The organism is Streptomyces sp. NRRL S-340 (genome assembly GCF_000720185.1).
In the GTDB taxonomy this organism is placed as follows: domain Bacteria; phylum Actinomycetota; class Actinomycetes; order Streptomycetales; family Streptomycetaceae; genus Streptomyces.
Genome location: NZ_JOIY01000001.1, coordinates 192,479 through 213,966, shown reverse-complemented (window position 1 = coordinate 213,966; position 21,488 = coordinate 192,479). Strand labels below are relative to the sequence as shown.

Annotated in this window: 17 protein-coding genes; 12 read left to right on the top strand and 5 right to left on the bottom strand. The window is 74.9% G+C overall.

Annotated features, from left to right (window positions below; all coding sequences use genetic code 11):
* Positions 1-102 precede the first annotated feature (102 nt).
* Positions 103-2,259, top strand: a complete 2,157-nt coding sequence (locus IG64_RS00870) for a serine/threonine-protein kinase (RefSeq protein ID WP_037850721.1) — start codon at positions 103-105, stop codon at positions 2,257-2,259.
* A 189-nt stretch (positions 2,260-2,448) separates the two neighbouring features.
* Here IG64_RS00870 and IG64_RS00865 read toward each other — a convergent pair whose 3' ends face one another.
* A complete protein-coding gene (locus IG64_RS00865; protein WP_037850719.1) occupies positions 2,449-3,198 on the bottom strand; it encodes an SLATT domain-containing protein in 750 nt (249 codons plus the stop codon).
* 340 nt (positions 3,199-3,538) lie between these two features.
* On the opposite strand from IG64_RS00865, the gene IG64_RS00860 reads away from it, so the two are divergent.
* The 7 genes from IG64_RS00860 (at position 3,539) to IG64_RS00830 (ending at position 10,555) form a co-directional block, all read left to right on the top strand.
* Complete coding sequence (locus tag IG64_RS00860; RefSeq protein ID WP_037850717.1) at positions 3,539-3,883, top strand: YbaB/EbfC family nucleoid-associated protein; 345 nt, start codon at positions 3,539-3,541, stop codon at positions 3,881-3,883.
* Between the two features lie 59 nt (positions 3,884-3,942).
* Positions 3,943-4,542 carry a recombination mediator RecR gene (gene recR, locus IG64_RS00855; protein ID WP_037850715.1) on the top strand — a complete coding sequence of 200 codons (600 nt, stop codon included), beginning with the start codon at positions 3,943-3,945 and terminating at the stop codon, positions 4,540-4,542.
* A complete protein-coding gene (locus IG64_RS00850) occupies positions 4,535-5,194 on the top strand; it encodes a DUF5063 domain-containing protein (protein ID WP_037850710.1) in 660 nt (219 codons plus the stop codon). Before recR ends, IG64_RS00850 begins: the two co-directional genes overlap by 8 nt.
* Before the next feature lie 253 nt (positions 5,195-5,447).
* Positions 5,448-6,737: an aspartate kinase gene (locus tag IG64_RS00845; RefSeq protein ID WP_037850708.1), complete on the top strand. Its 1,290-nt coding sequence runs from the start codon at positions 5,448-5,450 to the stop codon at positions 6,735-6,737.
* Between the two features lie 40 nt (positions 6,738-6,777).
* A complete protein-coding gene (locus IG64_RS00840; RefSeq protein ID WP_037850705.1) occupies positions 6,778-7,851 on the top strand; it encodes an aspartate-semialdehyde dehydrogenase in 1,074 nt (357 codons plus the stop codon).
* 543 nt (positions 7,852-8,394) lie between these two features.
* On the top strand, positions 8,395-8,970 hold the full coding sequence (locus IG64_RS00835) for a SigE family RNA polymerase sigma factor (protein WP_037850703.1): 576 nt from the start codon (positions 8,395-8,397) through the stop codon (positions 8,968-8,970).
* 466 nt (positions 8,971-9,436) lie between these two features.
* The gene (locus IG64_RS00830; RefSeq protein ID WP_199811474.1) at positions 9,437-10,555 is read left to right on the top strand and encodes a hypothetical protein; all 1,119 of its coding nucleotides are present in this window, start codon (positions 9,437-9,439) and stop codon (positions 10,553-10,555) included.
* Positions 10,556-10,580: 25 nt separating this feature from the next.
* Here the strand turns inward: IG64_RS00830 and IG64_RS00825 are convergent, their stop codons facing one another.
* Positions 10,581-11,402: an SURF1 family protein gene (locus IG64_RS00825; RefSeq protein WP_037850699.1), complete on the bottom strand. Its 822-nt coding sequence runs from the start codon at positions 11,400-11,402 to the stop codon at positions 10,581-10,583.
* Positions 11,403-11,663: 261 nt separating this feature from the next.
* Here IG64_RS00825 and IG64_RS00820 point away from each other — a divergent pair, with 261 nt between their 5' ends.
* Positions 11,664-13,442: a prolyl oligopeptidase family serine peptidase gene (locus tag IG64_RS00820; RefSeq protein WP_037850695.1), complete on the top strand. Its 1,779-nt coding sequence runs from the start codon at positions 11,664-11,666 to the stop codon at positions 13,440-13,442.
* Between the two features lie 264 nt (positions 13,443-13,706).
* Here the strand turns inward: IG64_RS00820 and IG64_RS00815 are convergent, their stop codons facing one another.
* On the bottom strand, positions 13,707-15,716 hold the full coding sequence (locus IG64_RS00815; RefSeq protein WP_037850692.1) for an NAD-binding protein: 2,010 nt from the start codon (positions 15,714-15,716) through the stop codon (positions 13,707-13,709).
* Between the two features lie 289 nt (positions 15,717-16,005).
* Between IG64_RS00815 and IG64_RS00810 the strand changes: the two genes are divergently transcribed.
* From IG64_RS00810 to IG64_RS00800, 3 genes are all read left to right on the top strand, one after another.
* Positions 16,006-16,851 carry an LLM class flavin-dependent oxidoreductase gene (locus IG64_RS00810; protein ID WP_037850689.1) on the top strand — a complete coding sequence of 282 codons (846 nt, stop codon included), beginning with the start codon at positions 16,006-16,008 and terminating at the stop codon, positions 16,849-16,851.
* A 228-nt stretch (positions 16,852-17,079) separates the two neighbouring features.
* The gene (locus tag IG64_RS00805) at positions 17,080-17,667 is read left to right on the top strand and encodes an RNA polymerase sigma factor (protein WP_037850686.1); all 588 of its coding nucleotides are present in this window, start codon (positions 17,080-17,082) and stop codon (positions 17,665-17,667) included.
* On the top strand, positions 17,657-18,418 hold the full coding sequence (locus tag IG64_RS00800; protein ID WP_037850684.1) for a hypothetical protein: 762 nt from the start codon (positions 17,657-17,659) through the stop codon (positions 18,416-18,418). The genes IG64_RS00805 and IG64_RS00800 overlap by 11 nt, the downstream gene beginning before the upstream one ends.
* On the opposite strand, the gene IG64_RS38110 is transcribed toward IG64_RS00800, so the two are convergent.
* On the bottom strand, positions 18,387-19,442 hold the full coding sequence (locus IG64_RS38110) for a serine/threonine-protein kinase (RefSeq protein ID WP_107474113.1): 1,056 nt from the start codon (positions 19,440-19,442) through the stop codon (positions 18,387-18,389). The genes IG64_RS00800 and IG64_RS38110 overlap by 32 nt on opposite strands.
* Positions 19,439-21,421: an ABC transporter ATP-binding protein gene (locus IG64_RS41825; protein ID WP_420709866.1), complete on the bottom strand. Its 1,983-nt coding sequence runs from the start codon at positions 21,419-21,421 to the stop codon at positions 19,439-19,441. The genes IG64_RS38110 and IG64_RS41825 overlap by 4 nt, the downstream gene beginning before the upstream one ends.
* Positions 21,422-21,488: the final 67 nt, after the last annotated feature.

The window sequence follows — 21,488 nt, the reverse complement described above, 5'->3', positions numbered from 1 at the left end:
CGGAACCGTAGACAGCGGCCCGCTGTCCGCCCCCGGCCGCCGCACTATCCTCGGGCTGACGTGCAGGGGCGCGGCGGGGGACATCGGGGAGGCGGTTGGGCCATGGACAGGCTCGGGCCCGGCGATCCGCGGGAGATCGGGGCGTACCGGCTGCTGGCGCGGCTCGGTGCCGGCGGCATGGGGCAGGTGTACCTGGCCCGCTCGGACCGGGGCCGTACGGCCGCCGTGAAGGTGGTGCGGCAGGACCTGGCGCAGCGGGAGGAGTTCCGGGCCCGCTTCCGCCAGGAGGTACGGGCCGCGCGCCGGGTCGGCGGGACCTGGACCGCACCCGTGCTGGACGCGGACACCGAGGCCGCCGTGCCGTGGGTCGCCACCGGGTACGTCGCCGGGCCCAGCCTCCAGCGGATCGTCGGCCACGACCACGGCCCGCTGCCCGAGCGGTCGGTGCGCGTCCTCGCCGCCGGTCTCGCCGCCGCGCTCAGGGACATCCACGCGGCCGGCCTCGTCCACCGCGACCTCAAGCCGTCCAACGTGCTCGTCACCATCGACGGGCCGCGCGTCATCGACTTCGGTATCGCACGGGCCCTGGAGACCGTCACGGACGGCGGGCTCACCCGGACCGGGGCCCTGGTCGGCTCGCCCGGTTTCATGGCGCCCGAGCAGGTGCGCGGCGACCGGCTCACGCCCGCGTGCGACGTCTTCTGCCTCGGTTCCGTGCTCGCCTACGCGGCGACCGGCACGCTCCCCTTCGGCACCGCCGACAGCGGGGGGCACGCGCTGATGTTCCGCATCGCCCAGGAGGAACCCGACCTGGAGGCCCTGCCGGAGGGCGTCGTCGACCTGGTCCGCGCCTGTCTGAGGAAGGACCCGGCGGCCCGGCCCTCGCCGGAGCAGATCATCCGGAGCACCGGTGCCGGGGACACGGTGGGCGACGGGCGGTTCCGCGACCCGTGGCTGCCGAGCGCCCTGGTGGCCCAGCTCGGACGGCACGCGGTGCGGCTGCTGGACGCGGAGCACCCCGAGGAACCGGGGGGTGCGGCCGGGACGGTGGCGGGGGCGGCGGAGGACGACGTCACCGTGCCCGCCGCCGCTGCGTCTCAGGGTCCCTCCCCGCAGCCGCCGGAGGGGCCCGGGCAGCCGGAGCAGCCCGAGCAGCCGGAGGGCCGGGAGGCCCCGGAGTACCCGGCGCACGCCGGGAACCGGCCGGGCCGGGCGAACCGCGGGCCCGCCCAGGTGGCAGGGCCCGCGACGGTCCCCGTGTCCGGCGCCGCCGCCTGCGCCCCGCCGCCGCCCCGGCAGCCCGGCGACCGGGACCGGACAGCGGCCGACCGCCCGCCGGCCGTGGCCGCCGGACGGACACCCCCGCCGGGGGCCGCCCCCGCACACCCGGCGCCCGAGCGGCCGACGCCCGGACCCCCGGGGCACGGGACCCGGCAGCACGGTCTGGCCGACGGCGGTCCGGCGCCCGCCGCGCCCGCCGCAGGGGCCCACCACCCGCCCGGCGCCCTCGGCGCGACCCCGCCACCCGGCGCCCTCGGCGCGACCCAGGCGCCCGGAGCCCTCGGCGCGACCCCGCCGTACGGGCACTCGTCGTACGGCTCGGGGTACGGGCACCCGCCGTCCCCTCCGTCGCCCTACGACCACGCGTCCCACGGGCACCCGCTCCCCGGCCCAGGCCCGCTTCAGGAGCAGCGCGCGCCGCGCGGCGGCGGTACGTCCACCGCGGCGCTCCTCGCCGTCGCGCTGGTGGTCGCGCTCGGCGCGGGCGGCTCGGTCTACGCCGTGATGCGGGGCGGCCACGACGACCGCGGCGGGGCCGGCCCGTCCCCGACGCTCACCGCGACCGGCCCCGGCCCGTCCCCCACGGCGTCCGGGTCCGGCTCGTCCGCCCCCTCGGACGGTGCGGTCCCGGCGGGGTTCCTCGGCACCTGGAGGTCGTCGATCGACAGCGCGCTCGGCGCGCACCCCCGGCGGCTCACCATCCGGCAGGGCCGGGTCGGGGACCCCGTGTTCACCCTCGTCGCCGACGGTCCCACCGAGTCCGGCGGCACGTACCACTGCGTGTTCGAGGCCCGGCTCACCGGGCAGCCGGGCGCCGGCGGCCCGCTGGAGATCGGCCCCTCGACGGTCGCGGCCGGGCCGGGCAGCGCGTGCAAGCCGGGCGCGGCCACCCAGATCGTCCTGCTGCCGGACGGCGGCCTCCAGCGCATCAACAAGGACAGCGGCGAACGGCTGACGTACGACAGGACGAGCGGCTGACGGACGGCACGACCAGGGCCGACGGCTGACGGCTGACGGCTGACGGCTGACGGTTGACGGCTGAGACGACGGCGAACGGCTGACGTACGACAAGGCGGGCGGCTGAGGTACGAGAGGGCGGGCGGCTGACGGGCGGCCACGCCGCTTGGCCGGCGTCCGTGTACGGCACCCCTTCTGGCGAACGTCCCCTCACCGCGGTTCCGGCGGCCGCTGCCTGGGCATGTTCGGCCGCGCCCCGCCCGGCGGCTGCGGGAGGCGGCCCGGCCCGGCGCCGCCCGTCTCGGGCCGTCCGCCGCCCGGCACCGCCGACTGGAGCCCCATCGGCGCCGCCCCGACGCGGAACTCCACCATCCAGCCGGCCGTCTCGGTGCGCACCAGCTCGGTCACGTCCTCCGAGAACCGCCGCAAGACCCCCAGGCACCGCTCGGCGGCCTCGCCCGCCGTGCCCTCGGCCGGGCCCAGCACCTCCCGCACGCTCTCGCAGGCCCAGTCGAACTGCAGCATCTGGAGGCGTCGCTGCACGGCCTGGGCGGTCGCCACGTCCCGCATCCATCCCGAGGTCACCCCGAAGTACCGGTCGGCCCCGACGCACGCCACCGACAGCAGCAGCGCCAGGTACCCCCACGGCGCGGCCCCGCCGAGCACCCCGGTCAGGTCCAGCAGCGGCAGTGCCGCCGCGGCCAGCGCCCCCGCCGCGGCCCCGCATCGCAGCACCCGGGCCCCGCGCCGCTTCCACACCCGCTCCGCGAGGTACCAGGCCGCGGTCTGCAGGGCGCCGCGTTCCACCCACCGGTACAGCTCGTCCAGCCGCTGGGCGGGATCGCCCCAGTCGCCGAGCGGCAGCGCCCGGCCGGTCAGGTCCCCCGGCCGCAGCCCGGCCGCACCGTCGCCCCGCCCGCCCCGAGGCGGACGCTCGGGCTGCATCTCCGGCTGACCCACCCGGCACTCCCTACTGATCACGTTCTGTGATGCTCCGCCGACCGCTTTCCGATCATTCCGATCACGGGCTGTGACGCCGGCTGACACGCCGGACCCCTTCCTACCCTCCAACGGGTGGCGGAGAGGAGGGATGCACCGCTTTTCCGCCCGGAAGAGGGGCTTGATCAGGTATAGGACTCACCCGGGACTCACCCGAAAGAGTGGCGGGGCGCCGCCCGCCCGGAGCACGTAGGCTCGTGCCAGCGGGGAATCGCCGGACGCGCCGGCGGACGGACCCCGCCCGGACGCCCGGAGACCCTCCGGGGCGCCCGGACATGCCGTACGAAAGCAGGAGCTGATCGTGATTCCCGGTGGTGGCCAGCCCAACATGCAGCAGCTGCTCCAGCAGGCCCAGAAGATGCAGCAGGACCTGGCGCGGGCCCAGGAGGAACTGGCGCAGACCGAGGTCGACGGGCAGGCGGGCGGCGGCCTGGTGAAGGCCACCGTCACCGGCGCCGGCGAGCTGCGCGCCCTGAAGATCGACCCGAAGGCCGTGGACCCCGAGGACACCGAGACCCTCGCGGACCTGGTCGTCGCCGCGGTCCAGGCGGCCAACGAGAACGCCCAGACCCTCCAGCAGCAGAAGCTCGGCCCGCTCGCCCAGGGTCTCGGCGGCGGCAGCGGCATCCCCGGACTGCCTTTCTAGGCGGCCCGCGGGCAACTACGGTACGTACCGAAGCACCACTCAGGAAGGACGGCTGTCCGGTGTACGAAGGCGTGGTCCAGGACCTCATCGACGAACTGGGGCGGCTGCCCGGCGTCGGTCCCAAGAGCGCGCAGCGGATCGCCTTCCACATCCTGCAGGCGGAGCCGGCCGACGTGCGGCGCCTGGCCCAGGCCCTGACGGAGGTGAAGGCGAAGGTCCGCTTCTGCGCCGTCTGCGGCAACGTGGCGCAGGAGGAGCTGTGCGGCATCTGCCGCGACAGCCGCCGCGACCCCGCCGTCATCTGCGTCGTCGAGGAGCCCAAGGACGTCGTCGCGATCGAGCGGACGCGTGAGTTCCGGGGCCGTTACCACGTCCTGGGCGGGGCGATCAGCCCGATCGAGGGCGTGGGCCCCGACGACCTGCGCATCCGGGAGCTGCTGGCCCGCCTCGCGGACGGCACGGTCACGGAACTCATCCTGGCCACGGACCCGAACCTGGAGGGCGAGGCGACGGCGACGTACCTCGCCCGCATGATCAAGCCCATGGGCCTGAAGGTCACCCGCCTGGCCAGCGGCCTCCCGGTGGGCGGCGACCTGGAATACGCGGACGAGGTCACCCTCGGCCGCGCCTTCGAGGGGAGACGACTCCTAGATGTCTGACGCCACGCTGCACGCGACCAGCCAGAACCCCGACGACTTCGCGGTCCAGATCGCCGACCAGATCGAGAGCTTCCTGGTCGCCGTCACCGAGGTCGCCAAGGGCGACGAACCGGACTCCGCGGTGCCCTTCCTCCTCCTGGAGGTGTCCCAGATCCTGCTGGCCGGCGGCCGGCTCGGCGCGCACGAGGACATCGTCCCCGACGAGCGCTACGAGCCCGACCCGGGCCCCGAGCAGGACGTGGACATCCTCCGCGAGAACCTGGCCCGCCTGCTGGAGCCCATCGACGTCTACTCGGAGGTCTTCGACCCCTACGAGCCGCGCCGCGCCCCGGTCCCCGCCCGGATCTCCGACGACCTCGCCGACGTCGTCACGGACCTGCGCCACGGCATGGCCCACTACCGGGCGGGCCGCACCACGGAAGCGCTGTGGTGGTGGCAGTTCTCCTACTTCTCCAACTGGGGAGGCACCGCGTCGGCGGCCCTGCGCGCCCTGCAGTCGCTGGTCGCCCACGTCCGCCTCAACCAGCCGCTGGAAGAACTCGACGGCCTCGACACCGACCAGGGCGTGGGCGACGAGACCCTGGAGTTCGAGGCGGGCCAGGTCATGGCGGAGGAGATCGGCGGACCGCTGGGGCTGGGCCGCGCTCAGTGACGCCCGCCGCAGGGCGGCCGGCGAGAGTCCGCCGGGCGGCTTCGCCCCGCCGCCCCTGGGGACGGGTGCGGCTGTGACGCCGCCCACGTTCCGCGTGCGGGTCCGCGCCCTGGGCATGAGCCGTCCTGGTAAGCGGGCGCCGGGGGTCTCAGCATGCGGTATCGCAGAGGGGAAATTCGGACGCTCGATAGACTGAGTCGACCGCACTGCACATGCGCAGGTGCGACAGACACGGACTGAGCGAGGAGCGCACGTGGGCCTTGTCGTGCAGAAGTACGGAGGCTCCTCCGTAGCCGATGCCGAGGGCATCAAGCGCGTCGCCAAGCGGATCGTGGAAGCCAAGAAGAACGGCAACCAGGTGGTTGTCGTGGTCTCCGCGATGGGCGACACGACGGACGAGCTGATCGATCTCGCCGAGCAGGTATCCCCGATGCCTGCCGGCCGGGAGTTCGACATGCTGCTGACCGCCGGGGAGCGGATCTCCATGGCGCTGCTGGCCATGGCGATCAAGAACCTGGGCCACGAGGCCCAGTCCTTCACGGGCAGCCAGGCAGGTGTCATCACCGACTCGGTCCACAACAAAGCCCGGATCATCGATGTCACCCCGGGCCGCATCCGGACCGCGCTGGACGAGGGCAACATCGCCATCGTGGCCGGTTTCCAGGGTGTGAGCCAGGACAAGAAGGACATCACCACGCTGGGGCGCGGCGGGTCCGACACCACGGCCGTGGCGCTGGCCGCCGCCCTCGACGCCGAGGTCTGCGAGATCTACACCGACGTGGACGGCGTGTTCACCGCCGACCCGCGCGTGGTGAAGAAGGCCCGGAAGATCGAGTGGATCTCGTTCGAGGACATGCTCGAACTGGCCGCCTCCGGGTCCAAGGTGCTGCTCCACCGCTGTGTGGAGTACGCCCGCCGGTACAACATCCCGATCCACGTCCGTTCCTCCTTCAGCGGGCTGCAGGGCACGTGGGTCAGCAGCGAGCCGATTCGGCAGCCGAGTGAGCAAGGGGAACAGCAGGTGGAGCAGGCCATCATCTCCGGTGTCGCGCACGACACCTCCGAGGCCAAGATCACGGTCGTCGGCGTCCCGGACAAGCCCGGCGAGGCCGCCTCCATCTTCCGTACGATCGCCGATGCCGAGATCAACATCGACATGGTCGTGCAGAACGTGTCCGCCGCCTCCACCGGCCTGACGGACATCTCCTTCACACTGCCCAAGGCCGAGGGCCGCAAGGCCATCGACGCGCTGGAGAAGAACCGTCCCGGCATCGGCTTCGACTCGCTGCGCTACGACGACCAGATCGGCAAGATCTCCCTGGTCGGCGCGGGGATGAAGACCAACCCGGGCGTCACGGCCGACTTCTTCACCGCGCTGTCCGACGCGGGCGTGAACATCGAGCTGATCTCGACGTCCGAGATCCGTATCTCGGTGGTCACCCGCAAGGACGACGTGGCGGAGGCCGTGCGCGCCGTGCACACCGCCTTCGGGCTCGACTCCGACAGCGACGAGGCCGTCGTCTACGGCGGCACCGGACGATGACCGTCCACCGCCGGGACCCCGGGCACGGAGGCGTACGACGATGACCGACCGACCGACGCTCGCGGTCGTGGGAGCGACCGGGGCCGTCGGCACGGTCCTGCTCCGGATCCTGTCCCAGCGCGCGGACGTCTGGGGCGAGATCCGCCTGATCGCCTCCCCGCGCTCGGCCGGCCGCAAGCTGGCCGTGCGCGGCGAGGAGGTCGAGGTCCTCGCGCTCACCGAGGACGCCTTCGACGGGGTGGACATCGCCCTGTTCGACGTCCCCGGCGAGATCGCCGCCCGGTGGGTGCCGGTGGCCGCCGCCCGCGGCGCGGTCGTCGTGGACAACTCCGGTGCCTTCCGCGCCGACCCCGAGGTGCCGCTCGTCGTTCCCGAGGTCAACGCGCACGCCGTACGGCGCCGCCCGCGCTCCGTCGTCGCCAGCCCCGACTGCACCACGCTGACCATGATCGTGGCGCTGGGCGCGCTGCACGCCGAGTTCGGGCTGCGCGAGCTGGTCGTCTCCTCGTACCAGGCGGTGAGCCAGGCCGGTCAGGAGGGCGTGCGGACGCTGCGCCGCCAGTTGTCCCTGGTCGCCGGCACGGAGCTGGGGACCGGCCCCGGCGACGTACGGCGGGCCGTCGGGGACGACACCGGGCCCTTCCCGGAACCGGTCGCGCTCAACGTGGTGCCGTGGGCCGGGGAGCTGTGCGACGACGGCTGGTCCTCCCAGGAGATGACGCTGCGCGACGAGTCCCGCAGGGTCCTCGGCCTGCCGCAGCTGCCGGTCGCCGTCACCTGCGTACGCGTCCCGGTGATCACCACCCACTCCCTCACCGTGCACGCCCGCTTCGAGGGCGAGGTCACCGTCGACAGGGCCCGCGAGATCATCGCCACCGCTCCCGGGGTGGTCCTCTGCGACGACCCCGCCGCGGGCGAGTTCCCCACGCCCGCCGACGTGGTCGGCACCGACCCCACCTGGGTCGGCCGGGTGCGGCGCGCGCTCGACGACCCCACGGCGCTCGAACTCTTCGTCTGCGGCGACAACCAGCGCAAGGGCGCCGCGCTCAACATGGCGCAGATCGCCGAACTGGTGGCCGCCGAGACGGAGGGGGCCGCGCCGGCCGGAAAGTGAACTCCGGGCGACATCCGTTCCTCACCCGGAGAAAAGCCCTGGCCAGAGGCGGGCTCCTTTGTAGGATCTGTGTAAGAGGTGTGGACCACGCGGTGATCCCGCCACTTGATCCGTGCTGCCTCGGCGTCCGAAGATTTCCCCTGCCGCCCTGCGCAACCGCGCGCAGGGCGGCAGGCGTCTTTGCGGGCGCCTGCCGGGGCGTGGGGACGCCGAGGGGCGTGGGGACGCCCCGGTCGCTTCGCGGGATGCCGCGACAAAGGGAAGAGCGGGACGCATGAGGGCATGTGGGGCACCGGCTGTTGTGCTGCCTGACGCGAGAACGTCGCCGGACGCGCCGCAGGGCCCGCCCGGCGCGAAAGTGACGTCCGGCGCGTACAACCCCCGAGGGGGCAGGCGTGTCCAACTGGCGTGGCAGAGGTTCTCGACTTCAGTGCGGCGACCCGCGGCGCCGCTCTGCGGCCGCCCCGCGCGGCGCTCCGACCGCGTAGGCCCGGGCTCCCCGGTGGGTCCGGGCCGTCCGGTGTGCCCGGCCCGGCCGGTGGCATGCCGGTGATCGCCCCCATGCCCGCCGCGCGGCCCGCCCGCATACCGAACCAGCGTGACGCCGCCGACGACACCGTGGCGGCCGGCACCACCGTCGATCTCCTCACCGAGACCTACCGCGCGCACTACCGCTCCCTGCTGGGCCTGGCGGCGCTCCTCCTCGACGACACGGCCTCCTGCGAGGACGTCGTCCAGGAGGCGTTCATCCGCGTCCACTCCGCGCGCAAACGCGTCCGCGACCCGCAGAAGACGCTCGCCTACCTGCGGCAGACGGTCGTCAACCTCTCCCGTTCGGCGCTGCGCCGCCGCATCCTCGGCCTGAAGCTGCTGTCCAAGCCGATGCCGGACATGGCCAGCGCGGAGGAGGGCGCCTACGACCAGCTGGAGCGCGACTCCCTGATCAAGGCGATGAAGGGCCTGCAGCGCCGGCAGCGCGAGGTGCTGGTGCTGCGCTACTTCGCGGACATGACCGAGGCACAGGTCGCCGAGACCCTCGGGATATCCCTCGGGTCGGTGAAGGCGTACGGCTCGCGCGGCATCGCCGCGCTCCGGATCGCCATGGAGGCACGGGCATGACCGCCAGAGGCGCACATGAGTGCCATGGAGGCGCAGGCATGATCGCCATGGAGGCGCGGGCATGAGGGAGAACGCCGAAGGGCGCGACTCGCACGAGCGCCACGAGCCCTACGCGTGGCACGAGCCGACGCGGCCGGAGCAGCACCACCACACGCCGACGCACGCTGGGAACGGAACCGTGAACGACAGCCCTGAGACAAAGGGCCCGGACCCCGAGGGCGAAGCGCCCGCACAGAGCCCCGAGAAGATCTCCGCCGAGAGCCCCGCGCCCCCGGCACCGCCCGCCGCGGAGCCCCCCGCGGACACCCCCGGCACGGCACGGGCCTCCGACACGGCCCCACCCTCCGGCACGGCAGGGGCCCCGGACGTGGCAGGGGCCGCCGAGACGGCCCGGGCGGCAGCTCCGGCGGCGAACCCGCGAACGCCTTCGGCGAGGACCCCCGCAGCGCTTTCCGGTACGGCTTCGGTGACGGACCCCGAAGCGGCTCCCGGTACGGCTTCCGCGGCGGACCCGGCAGGGGACGGCGAAGCTCCCGGCGGACTCGGCCCGGACGAACTGGCGCTGCGCCGGCTGCTGCACCGGGCGGTCGAGGACGTCGAGCCGAGCGAGGGCACGCTGGAGCACCTGCGGCGCGCGGTTCCCGCGCGGCGGGCCCGCAAGCGGCAGGCCGCGGTCGGCATGGCCGCCGCCGCCCTGTTCCTGGGCACCGCCGTCCCGGCCCTCGTCCACGTGTCCCACGCCACTGGATCCGACGCCGACCCGGCCATCGCGGGCCAGGCCTCACAGGCGCAGGGCGGCACCGGGCAGGGCAAGGCCGCGGGCGGCGCGTCGAGCATCGCCGGCGGATCGCCGGACCGCCCCGCCGGCAAGGAGACGGGCGGCACGAAGGACGGCGCGAAGGGCAGCAGGGCCCCCGCCCCCGGCACCGCGCCGGCCGGCACCCCTCAGGCCCCTTCCGCCTCGGCCCGTTCCGCCCCGGTGTGCACGGCGGGCCAACTGGGTTCCGCCACCGCCACCGTCAGCGCCCCCGACTCGGCGGGCGCCGTGTACGGCACCTTCCACGTCACCAACGTCTCGCCCGGCAGTTGCACCGTCGGCGGACCGGGCACCGTCACCACGCTCACCCAGGGCGTGGCCGACGCCTCCCGCGTCAGCGTGGTGCAGCACACGGCGGGCGACGCGGCGGCCGGGCTGCCCGACCCGTCCACGGAATCCGCCGCGCTGGTCCTGTCCCCCGGGTCCGGGTACGAGGTGAAGTTCGCCTGGGTGCCCTCCGACGCCTGTCCCACCAGCGGCGGCGGCAGCGGCACCGGGGGCACCGGCGGCACCGAGACCGGCAACCCCACGCCAGGCCCGTCCCCGAGCCAGGAGACGACCGCGGCGAGCGGCCCGGCCGCGGGCAGCGACTCGGGAACCGGCACCGGGACGACCACCCAGCTGGTCACGGAGGACGGCGGCAGGGCGGACGGCAGCGTCGTGGTCTCGCACACCCCGGAAGCCGGTTCACCGACCGTCTCGGCAACGGTCCCGGACGCCTGCGCGGGCACGGTCTACCGGACCGGACTGCTGGCGACGGCCCCGTAGACCGGCGGAAGCGGTACGGACGGGGTCAGACCGCGGCCGTGTGCTCCTCCTGGGGCCCGCCCGAGCCCGCTCCCACGGGCTCCCCGTCCCCGGGCGCCAGCCCGAGCGCGGCGTCCCGCGCGGCCTCCACCTCACGCCGGACCAGCCGGAACCACATGAAGACCACGAACCCCGCGAAGACGAACCACTCACCGGTGTACCCGAGGTTCTGGAACGCCTTCAGGTCCAGCCCGCTGCCCTCCGGCGCCTTCGCGGGCACCGCCTTCATCCCGGAGTCGGCCTTGTCGAGCGTCACCCACGCGTCGTACACGTCGTACGGCACCAGGTTGACCAGCGAGGCCGCGCTGATCGCCGCGGTCTGCCCGGACGGCAGACCGCCCCGCGTGCCGACCCCGTTGCCCCCCGGCGTCTCGGAAGCCTGGAGCGCACCGGTGACCGTGACCTCGCCGGCGGGCGGTGCCGGTGCCTTCGCCGCGTCCGCGTCGCCCGGCAGCCAGCCGCGGACGACGGGCAGCGCCTTGCCGGAGCCCGTGCGCAGCAGCGTCAGGACGTAGTACCCCTGCCGGCCGTCCAGTTCCCGGTCCGGGACCAGCAGCTGCTTGCCGTACCGGCCGGTCGCGGTGGCCCGCATACCGGAGGTCCGCTTGTCGACGGGGAGCAGCCCCGCCAGCGGGCGCGGCGCCTCGGTGCGGGCGGCGGCGGACTGCCTGGTCAGGTTCCGGTGGTCGTCCACGCGCGCGTCGAACCGGCTCAGCTGCCACGACCCCATGAAGACGCAGAACGGGATGGCGAGCAGCACGAAGACGTTGATGCCCCACCAGCGGGGCGTCAGAAGAAACCGGTACACGGCTCAACGGTACGGTGCCCGCCGGGCGGGGCAGGCCGCGGGGTCTGAGTTTTCCACAGGCGTGGGGGGCGGCTGGCGGGGCCGATCCTTATGTTTTCCACAGGCTGGGGAACGGGGCGGCACGTTGTCGGTCGGGCCAGGCACTATGGGGCCATGACTGAGAGCAACGGGTCCGGGGAGCAGACCGGCGTGCCGGAGACATCGGGGACATCGGGGGCGTCAGGGACGCCGTCAGCGGCGGGGGCGCCGGGGAAGCAGGACATGCCGGACTGGGAGAAGCGCTTCCGCGCACCCCGGGTGTCCCTGCCCGACTGGGCCGAGGACGCACCGGACCGCTCCCTGTTCGTGTCGAACGCGACGGGGACCTACGAGCTGTACGCCTGGGACCGGGCGAGCGGCGCCCAGCGCCAGGCCACCCACCGGCCCAACGGCACGACGGACGGCGTGCTCTCCCCGGACGGCGAGTGGATCTGGTGGTTCGACGACAAGGACGGCGACGAGTTCGGCGTCTGGCGCCGCCAGCCCTTCGGCGGCGGCCCCGACGAGGCCGCCGTACCGGGCCTCGCCCCCTCCTACCCGGCCGGCCTGGCCCTCGGCAGGGACGGGCGGACGGCGGTCGTGGGCCGTTCCACGGACGAGGACGGCACGACGATCCACCTGGCGCGGGTGGGCTCGGGCGAGGCCCCGGCGGAGATCTACCGCCACCGTGAGTCGGCGGGCGTCGGCGACCTCTCCCACGACGGCACGCTCATCGCGATCGAGCACACCGAACACGGCGACGCGATGCACTCGGCGCTGCGCGTGCTGCGCCCGGACGGCACCGCGGTCGCCGACCTGGACGACACCAAGGGCGGCACGGTCGAGCTGGGCCTGGAGGTGCTGGGCTTCGCCCCGGTCGACGGGGACACCCGGCTGCTCATCGGCCACCAGCGCCGTGGCCGCTGGGAGCCCCTGGTCTGGGACGTGGCGACGGGCGAGGAGACGGACCTCGCCCTGGACCTCCCCGGCGACGTGAGCGCCGAGTGGTACCCGGACGGCGGCGGCCTGCTCATCGCCCACAGCTTCGAGGCCCGCAGCGAGCTGTTCCGCTACGACCCGGCGACCCGCGAACTGACCAGGATCCCCACCCCGCCCGGCACGGTCTCGGGGGCGACAGCCCGCCCGGACGGCAGCGTGGAGTACCTGTGGTCGTCGGCGGCCGAGCCGTCGGCGGTCCGCTCGACGCACGGCCGGGTGGTCCTGGACCCGCCCGGCCTGAAGTCCCCCGGCTCGGTCCCGGTGGAGGACGTCTGGGTGGAGGGCCCCGTCGGCCGCATCCACGCCCTGGTCCAGAAACCGGCGGGCGCCACCGGCCCCCTGCCCACGGTCTTCGACATCCACGGCGGCCCCACCTGGCACGACAGCGACTCCTTCGCCGCCGGCCCGGCCGCCTGGGTCGACCACGGCTACGCGGTGGTCCGCGTCAACTACCGCGGCTCCACGGGCTACGGCCGTGCCTGGACGGACGCCCTGAAGCACCGGGTCGGCCTCATCGAGCTGGAGGACATCGCGGCGGTCCGCGAGTGGGCGATCACCTCGGGCCTCGCCGACCCGGACCGGCTGATCCTCACCGGCGGCTCCTGGGGCGGTTACCTCACCCTGCTGGGCATCGGCACCCAGCCCGACGCGTGGACCCTGGGCATCGCGGCGGTCCCGGTCGCCGACTACGTCACGGCGTACCACGACGAGATGGAAGCCCTGAAGGCCATGGACCGCACCCTGCTGGGCGGCACCCCGGAGGAGGTCCCCGAGCGTTTCGAGGCGTCCTCCCCGCTCACCTACGTGGACCAGGTCACGGCCCCCGTCTACATCTCCGCCGGGGTCAACGACCCCCGCTGCCCCATCCGCCAGATCGACAACTACGTCAAACGCCTCGAAGCCCGCGGCGCCGTCCACGAGGTCTACCGCTACGACGCGGGCCACGGCTCCCTGGTGGTCGACGAACGCATCAAGCAGGTCCGGCTCGAACTGGACTTCGCCGAACGGCACCTGCCGAAGTAGCGAGCAGCCGCACCCGCCCGCCGGGGCCCGGGGCCCGGGACCGGGGCGGGGCCCGTGGCGCCGGGGGGGGCGGTCGGGAAGGCGGCGTCCGGGGGCGGGCGCGGGAGCGCGGCGCCGGCGAGCGCTTGGGGCAGCGGTGCCGGCGAGCGGCCGGGCTCGCGGTGCCGGGGGCGGACGGGACAGCGGCGCCCGGGAGCGGTCGGGACCGCCGTGTCCGGGGCGGCCGGCGGGAGTGCGGCGGTGGAGGCGGGGAGACGCGGTCCGCTAGGCCGCCGTCCCCTCCCGCCCCCGCCGTCCCAGCAGCTCCGCGAGCCCGCGCCGGGTGGCCGCCAGGACCACCCGGTCCTCCTTGCGCAGGACGTAGCTGTCGGGCAGGTTCCATCGCGGCCCGGCCCCCGGCCCGGTCCCCGGCGCCGTGTCCTCCGCCGCCGCCTGGGCCGCGGGCTCGCGCCGCTCCCCGGCACCGGCCCCGCTCCCGGCACCGCCCCGCTCGCCCGCCTCCAGCGCCAGCACCCGCCAGTACCCCGCCCGGAACGCCTCGGCGACCGTCCTGCCCTCCAGCTGCGGATGCCCGTCCACGTCCACGGAGGCGAACAGCAGCACCCGCCGCTCCACCGGCACGGCCCCCAGGATCTGCCGCCCGAACATCGCCCCGGCGAACGCCGGCGCGGCCAGGTGCGTCACGCTCCGGCTGCGCGTCAGCGCCCGCGGGTGCGCCGCCCGCAGCGTCCGGTACACCGCCGTCGCGAAGTCGTCGTCGTACAGCCGCAGCACCACCCGCAGGTCGGGCCGTACCGAGCGCGCGTACAGCACGGCCTCCAGGTTGGTCGTGTCCGCACTGGTCACCGCGAGCAGGGCGTGCGCGCGGTGGATCTTCGCGGACTCGAGCACGCCTTCCTGCGTGACGTCCCCGAGCACCACCGGCACCCGCAGCCGCCGTGCCGTCGCCAGGCCCCGCGCCTCCGGATCCGACTCCACGCACACCACCGGCACCTGGAGTTCCCGCAGCCGTGTCAGCACCCGCGTGCCGACCTTGCCCAGCCCCAGCAGCACCACGTGCCCGCCGAGCCCGCGCGGCGGCTTGCGCAGCGCGGACGCCGACCGGAAGGTTCCCAGCGCCTCCAGGACAGCCGCGAGCAGCACCGGCAGCAGCAGCAACCCGACAAGGCCGGACAGCAGTTGGAGCACCTGCCGCCCCACCGTCTGCCCGATCGCCGGATCGTCGATGGCGAACAGGTCGAGCAGCGTCAGATAGAGCGCGCCCAGCGGATGCACCCCCGTCACCAGCCACAACGCGACCGCGAGCGCGAACACGCACGCCACCAGGCCCGCCACCGACCAGCGCAGGCGCCGGGAGAACAGCGAGGTGAGCGGCGGGACGACACCGACCCCGCGCCCGGCCGGCAGGTTGGGCCCGGCGGCGTACGACACCTGCTCCAGCACCACCGTGCCGCGTCCGGTGGCCTCCCGCACGGCCGCCGCGTCCGGCAGCAGCCGGGGCCGCTGCTCCCCGCTGGCCTCGGACCCGTCGGCACCGGCGGGATCGCTGCTGGTCGCCGAGAGCAGGGCCAGCGTGCACAGGCCGGGATCGGCGACCTGGCCGGGCGCGGGCGGCGGCCGTTCGACCGCGTGCAGCAGCAGCCCCTCGGTCTGGACGACCTTGCTGGTGCCGACCACCGCACCGGCGGCCAGCGCGGGTGCGGCGGTGTCGGCGTCGGACAGCACCGTCGTGGACGCGTCGGCGCCGAGCGGGGAGCCGCTGTCACCGGTCGCCAACGCGGCGGCCTGGTCGAGGAGTTCCTCGATGTGCTGCCCGAGCCGCCGGTTGTACAGGCGCAGGACGAGCCGCAGTCCCGGGTTGAGCCGCCGGACGGTGAGCGCGGCACGGATGTTGGTCTCGTCGTCGTCGTAGACGAGCGCCAGCGCGCTCGCCCGGTCCACGCCCGCGTCCAGGAGTACGGCTTCGGTCAGCTCGGCGGCCTCCACCACCCGGTCCGCGCCGCCGGCAGGGCCGCCGGCACCAGCGCTGCCCGCACCGCCCGTGCCCCCGGTGCTCCCGCCGGCGCCCGCCGCGTGCCCGTTCCCGCCGGCCCGGTTCACGGCGGCGCTCACCACCCGGTCCAGCAGCGCCGAGGCGGCGCGGGCGCGGCCGACCACCGGTGGCCGTACCGCGCGCTCGGAGGGCGGGACGACCAGCGTGACCTGCTCGCCGTAGACACCGCGCAACTCGGCGGCCAGACGGTGCGCGAGCCCGTCGTCCCCGCACACCACCATGTGCGCCCCCGTGCCGCCCGGCGCACCACCTTGATACGGAACGCTCCCCACGAGGGAGAAGACTGCCCCACGGGGACGGGTGGTTCCACCGGCCCGGGCGCCGGGAAAACCCGTTGCCCGGGGGCGTCGGCCGTCCTAGCCTGGGCCACTTCGAAGAGGCCTCCCCGGAAGTGCGCCGCAGAGCGGGAGCGTCCACCTCCCCGAGGTGCAGGAGAGGGCGGCAGCAAGCCCGGCGCCGGCCGCAGCAGCGGCCGGCCCTTCCTTCCCCCTGCCTTCACGGAGGTTCTTCATGCACGTCGGCATCGGCCTGCCCATCAGCGACCCCGCCACTCTGCTCACCTGGGCCAGGCGCGCCGAGGACGGCCCGTTCACCACCCTCGGCCTGCTCGACCGGCTCGTCTACGACAACCCCGAGCCGCTGACCGCGCTCGCCGTCCTGGCCGGCGCCACCGAACGGATCCGCGTCCAGACCGAGGTGCTGCTCGCCCCGCTGCGCGACACCGCCCTGCTCGCCAAGCAGACGGCCACCCTGGACCGGATGAGCGGCGGGCGCCTGGTCCTCGGCCTGGGCATCGGCGGCCGGCAGGACGACCACCAGGCCGCGGGTGTCGACCTGCGCACCCGCGGCCGCCGCCTGGACGAGCAGATGCCGCTGCTGCGACGGCTGTGGGCCGGTGAACCGTACGGCGACGGGGTGGGCCCCATCGGCCCGGCACCGGCCCGCCCCGGCGGACCCGAGGTCCTGTTCGGCGGGTTCAAGCCCGTGGCCCTGGAACGGGTGGCCCGCTGGGGCGACGGCTTCCTGGCCGCCGCGCCGCCGTCCTGGGCGGGCGACCTGTTCGAGACCGTGCGCGGCCAGTGGAAGGAGCACGGGCGCGAGGGCGCCCCACGGCTGGTCGCCCAGGCGAACGTCGCCCTGGGACCGGCCCAGGTGGTCGAGGACGCCCGCGCCGCCATGCACGCGTACTACACGTTCACCGGCATGCCCGACCGCATGATCTCCGGCATGCTCACCACCCCGGCCGCCGTCCGCGACGCCCTCACCGCCTACGCCGGCCTGGGCGCCGACGAGGTCATGCTGTACTGCTACGGATCCGACCCCGACCAGGTCGACCGCCTGGCCCACATTCTGTGACCGCCCGGCTGTGACGGCCCTGCTCCCGGCGTCCTCGGGGGCGGGACCCCTGCTCCCGGCGTCCTCCGCGGCGGGGCCGGAGCCCCGGCGCTGACGCGCGGGATCCGCGAGCCCTGCGCGGGAGAATCGAACGGACATGCGGGATCCGTGGCCCCGCGGGAGAATCGGACCGAGGGATTCCCGAACCCGTCGGCAATCCCTGGCCACGGACAGGCCGTATACACGGATATGTCAAGGTTCCGGTTCCCCGTGGGGCGGCTCCCGGACGAGGCTCTGCTCGCCGGGCTGGCCACCGGTGACCCGGAACTCGCGGTCAGTTTCGTCCGGCGGTTCCAGCACCGGGTCTTCGGCGTCGCACTCGCCGTCACCGGCGACCCGCAACTGGCCGAGGACATCGCCCAGCAGACCTTCGAGCGGGCCTGGCACCACGCCCAGATCTACGACTCGCGGCGCGGATCGGTCACCACCTGGCTGACCACCATCGCCCACAACCTCGCCATCGACGCCGTCCGGGCACGGCGCCCGGAGCCGGTGGCGCCCGAGGACCTCGACGCGATCCTGGGCGCCGTCGGCGAGACCCCCGAGCAGCACGCGCTGGCGGACGAGGCGTCGTCGCGGCTGCGGGCCGCCGTGGCGCAACTGCCGCCCGAACAGGGCCGGGCCCTGGTGATGGCGGGCATCTACGGCATGACCGCCCAGCAGATCGCCGACCGGGAGCGGATCCCGCTGGGCACCGCCAAGACCCGGGTCCGGGCCGCGATGGGAAAGCTGCGGACCACACTCGCGTCCGACCGGCGAGGCGACCATGACCAGTGACGTGACCTGCGAGAAGCTGCGCGAGATCGGCGCCGAGCTGGCCCTGTGCGTGCTGCCGGGCCGCGAGCGCGCCGGTGCCGTGGCGCACCTGGAGGGGTGCGCGGACTGCCGGGAGCACGTCCGGCAGCTGACAGAGGCCGGCGACCGGCTGATCGGACTGCTCCCGGGCAGCGAGCCACCGGTGGGGTTCGAGACCCGGGTGGCGCAGGCGCTGACCCAGGGCGCGCAGGGGCGCGAGGGGCGCGTACGCCCGCGCGTGGCCGGTCCGCTGGGCCGCCGGATCCGGCCACGGGTCGCCGCCGCGGCCACCGCGTTCGTCCTCGCCGTCGGCTTCGGCGGCTGGTCGGTCGGTACGGCGGTCGAGACCACCCTGGCCGGACCCGCGCCGTCCTCCGCCGACCGGGGGACGGACCTGCTCTGGGGCGGCCTGACCTCCGCCCACCCGGCGCCCGGGCGTCCGGCCGGCGAGGTCTACGCCCACCCCGGCTCACCCGGCTGGGTCTACATGACCGTCGACCTCACGGCGGCCGGCACCCCGTACACCGGCAAGGTCACCTGCGTGCTGGTGCGCCAGGACGGCGGCACCGTGCGGGTCGGCACCTTCGACCTGTACGACGGCAAGGGCGCGTGGGGGGCGCCCGCCCCGCCCCTGGACCACTCGGCGCTCGCCGGTGCCCGGCTGACCGCCGCCGACGGCACGGTACTGGCGAGCACCCACTTCACGCCCGCGACTCAGGAGAGCCGGTCCTGACGGCCCCGGGGCCCGGCTCCGGCCGCCCAGGGCCTCGGTCCTGGTCGCCCGGGGAGCCGGTTCCGACGGCCCGGGCGGTCGGTCCTGAGAGGCCGTCGGGGAGCAACGCGCGGAGGGCCGCCGCCAGCTCGGGGACCGTCGGCCGTGCCGCCGGGTCCTGCCGCAGACAGCCGTCGACGGCCTCGGCGAGCGCGCGCGGCAGGCGCCGCCGCGTCCCGATCGGCGGTGCGCTCGTCTCCAGCTGCGGGTACCAGTCCTGGCCCCCGCCGGTGGCGCGGACACTGCCGCCGTCACCCACACCGCTGTCACCGCCGGCGCCGTGGTGACTGCCGTTGCCGTCGCCGCCGTCACTGCCGCTGCCGCTGGGCACGGTCTCCCCGCGGTCGAAGGGAACGTCACCGGCGGCCGCCTCGTACAGCGTGACGCCGATGCCCCACACGTCGGCCGCGGCCGACAGCGGGCCGCCGCGCGCCTGCTCGGGCGCCAGGTAGGAGAAGGTGCCCATCCCGGGCGGGGCGTGGCCGGGCGGCCGGGCCACGCTCAGGTCGAGCACCTTCGCACGGCCGCAGTCCACGACGACGTTGGACGGCTTGAGGTCGAGGTGCAGCAGGCCGCGGCCGTGCAGATAGTGGACGGCGGAGCACAACTGCACCCCGAGGAGCGCCAGGTCGGTGGCGGCGGGACGCCGTCGCAGCCGGTGGAGGAGGCAGGACAGGGTCTCCCCGCTCAGCGTCTCCAGCACGACCAGCGGCTGCGGTGCCGTGCGGACCTCGTACCCGCGGACCAGGTGCGGATGGGTGAACTCGCAGAGCCACCGGCCCTCCCGCAGCAGCCGTTCGGCCGCCTTCTCCTCCGTCCGGCGGTCCGGGCGCAGCACCTTGACGACGCACCGGCAGGCGCGTTCCTCGCTCCAGGAGTCGTACAGGTCGAGCCAGCCGGTACGGGCCAGGTGCCCCAGGACCCGGTAGCCGGGGGCCGGGCGGGTCCCGGGGGCCAGCACCGGGTGCTCCCGGGCGCCGCTCATGACCGCACCGGCTGCGGGGGAGCGGTTGCGGCGCCCGTCTGGTGCAGCCCGTACAACCGGGCGTACGCCCCGCCGCGCCGGAGCAGTTCGTCATGGGTGCCGCTCTCGGCGATGCGGCCGTGGTCGAGCAGCACGATCCGGGAGGCGTCGCGGACGGTGAGCAGGTTGTGCGAGATGACGACGGTCGTCCGGCCCGACATGAGGCGGCGCAGCGGTGCCATGATCCTGCGCCCGGATCCGGCGTCGAGCCCGGTGGTGGGCTCGTCCAGCAGCAGCACGGGCGCGTCCCTGACCATGGCGCGGGCTATCGCCAGACGCTGGCGCTGCCCGCCGGAGAGCGTCCGGCCGCGCTGGCCCACCATCGTGTCGTATCCCTGCGGGAGCCGCCGGACGAACCCGTCGGCGTCCGCCGCCCGCGCCGCCGCCACGATCTCGGCCTCGGTGGCGTCGGGCCGGCCGTAGGCGATGTTCTCCCGCACGGTGCCGTGCAGGACGAGGGTCTCCTGGAGGACCACCGCGACGCTCTCGCGCAGATCGGCGAGGGCCAGGTCCCGCAGGTCGTACCCGTCCAGGCGCACGGCGCCCAGGTCGGGGTCGTAGAAGCGGAGTTGCAGCTTGGCCACGGTGGACTTGCCGGCTCCGCTGGGCCCCACCAGGGCCAGGGTCTCGCCGGGAGACACGTGGAAGGACACGTCGGCGAGCGCCCAGGGCGCGGAGCCGGCGGGGCCGTCGTCGGCGGCGCTCGCGCTGTCCCGGGGACGGACGCTGTCCCGGGCATGGGCGGCGGCCACGGGATCGCCGCCGCCGTCCGGACCGGACACCGCCCGTCCGTCCGGACCGGTCGCGGCAAAACCGTCCGGGCCGGTGGCGGAGGAGCCGTCCGGACCGGCCGCCGGATAGCGGAAGCAGACTCCGTCGAACTCGATCCCGCCGTGTGCCCGGCGGAGCCGCCGGGCGTGGGGTGCCTGGGTGACCTGGGGCCGCTGGTCGAGCAGTTCGACGATGCGTTCGGCGGAGGCGGAGGCGGCGTAGAAGGTGGTGCCGAGGCGGGACAGGTCGCGGACCGGGCCGTACAGCTTGCCGATCAGGGCCAGGAAGACCAGCAGCCCGCCCAGGGTGAGCTGGCCCTGCGCCAGTTTCCAGGTGCCGAGGCCCGTCACGGCGAGCGCCCCGCACATCTCGATCATCTCGACGAGCGGCCGGTACAGGGCCCGGATCTGGGTCGACGCCATGGTGGCGCGGAACGTCCCGAGGCTCTCGCGCTCGAAGCGGCGCGCCTCCCAGGCCTGCCGGTTGTACGCCTGGACGAGGGCCACGTTGCCCAGCGACTCCTCCGCGACCGCCGTGAGCGAACCGCTGCGGCGCCTGCGCTCGCGGGACGCCGCCTTGACCAGCCGGGAGAAGTGCCGCGCGGCCCCCCAGAACAGCGGCACGATGACGAGCGCGAGCAGGGTGAGGTCCCAGCGGAGGTAGAAGAGCAGCCCCAGGAAGACGCCCAGTTGGAGCGCGTAGGAGAGGACGTCGGCCACGCCCGACAGCAGGAACGTCTCGACGGCGTCCACGTCACCGGTGATCCGTGAGAGCACGTCCCCGAGCCGCCGCCGCTCGAAGAACCCGAGCGACAGCCCCTGGACATGCCGGAAGACGTCGGAACGCAGCGTCAGCAGGAAGCTCTCGCTGGTGTACGCCGACATCATGTCGTCGGCGAACCCGAGGACCCCGGAGACGACGACGAGCCCCAGGCAGGCCGGGGCGATCCAGAGGAACGGCGCCAGGTTCCGGGGGACGAGCACGTCGTCCACCAGGAGCTTGAAGAGCCACAGTTCGCCCGCGTCGACGAACGGCCAGGCCAGGCTGAACAGCGCCATCGGCACGAGCCGGCCCCGCCGCCCGCGGGTGTACGGCCAGAAGCGGCGGAACACCTCACGCGGGCTCAGCGGGGGAGCGGCGGCGACCACCGCGTCCGCCCCGCCGTCCACCGCCGGCAGCAGGAGCAGCCGGCGCAGCGTGGAGCGGCCGGGCGGAGCGGCACGCCGTGGTGTCGTT

Bases quoted from the DNA above. Each gene is read 5' to 3' on its own strand.
- IG64_RS00850 (WP_037850710.1), top strand. From the start codon at position 4,535: ATGTCTGACGCCACGCTGCACGCGACCAGCCAGAACCCCGACGACTTC.
- IG64_RS00810 (WP_037850689.1), top strand. From the start codon at position 16,006: ATGCACGTCGGCATCGGCCTGCCCATCAGCGACCCCGCCACTCTGCTC.
- IG64_RS00840 (WP_037850705.1), top strand. From the start codon at position 6,778: ATGACCGACCGACCGACGCTCGCGGTCGTGGGAGCGACCGGGGCCGTC.
- IG64_RS00870 (WP_037850721.1), top strand. From the start codon at position 103: ATGGACAGGCTCGGGCCCGGCGATCCGCGGGAGATCGGGGCGTACCGG.
- IG64_RS38110 (WP_107474113.1), bottom strand. From the start codon at position 19,442: ATGAGCGGCGCCCGGGAGCACCCGGTGCTGGCCCCCGGGACCCGCCCG.
- IG64_RS00835 (WP_037850703.1), top strand. From the start codon at position 8,395: ATGCCGGTGATCGCCCCCATGCCCGCCGCGCGGCCCGCCCGCATACCG.
- IG64_RS00820 (WP_037850695.1), top strand. From the start codon at position 11,664: ATGCCGGACTGGGAGAAGCGCTTCCGCGCACCCCGGGTGTCCCTGCCC.
- IG64_RS00800 (WP_037850684.1), top strand. From the start codon at position 17,657: ATGACCAGTGACGTGACCTGCGAGAAGCTGCGCGAGATCGGCGCCGAG.
- IG64_RS00815 (WP_037850692.1), bottom strand. From the start codon at position 15,716: ATGGTGGTGTGCGGGGACGACGGGCTCGCGCACCGTCTGGCCGCCGAG.
- IG64_RS00805 (WP_037850686.1), top strand. From the start codon at position 17,080: ATGTCAAGGTTCCGGTTCCCCGTGGGGCGGCTCCCGGACGAGGCTCTG.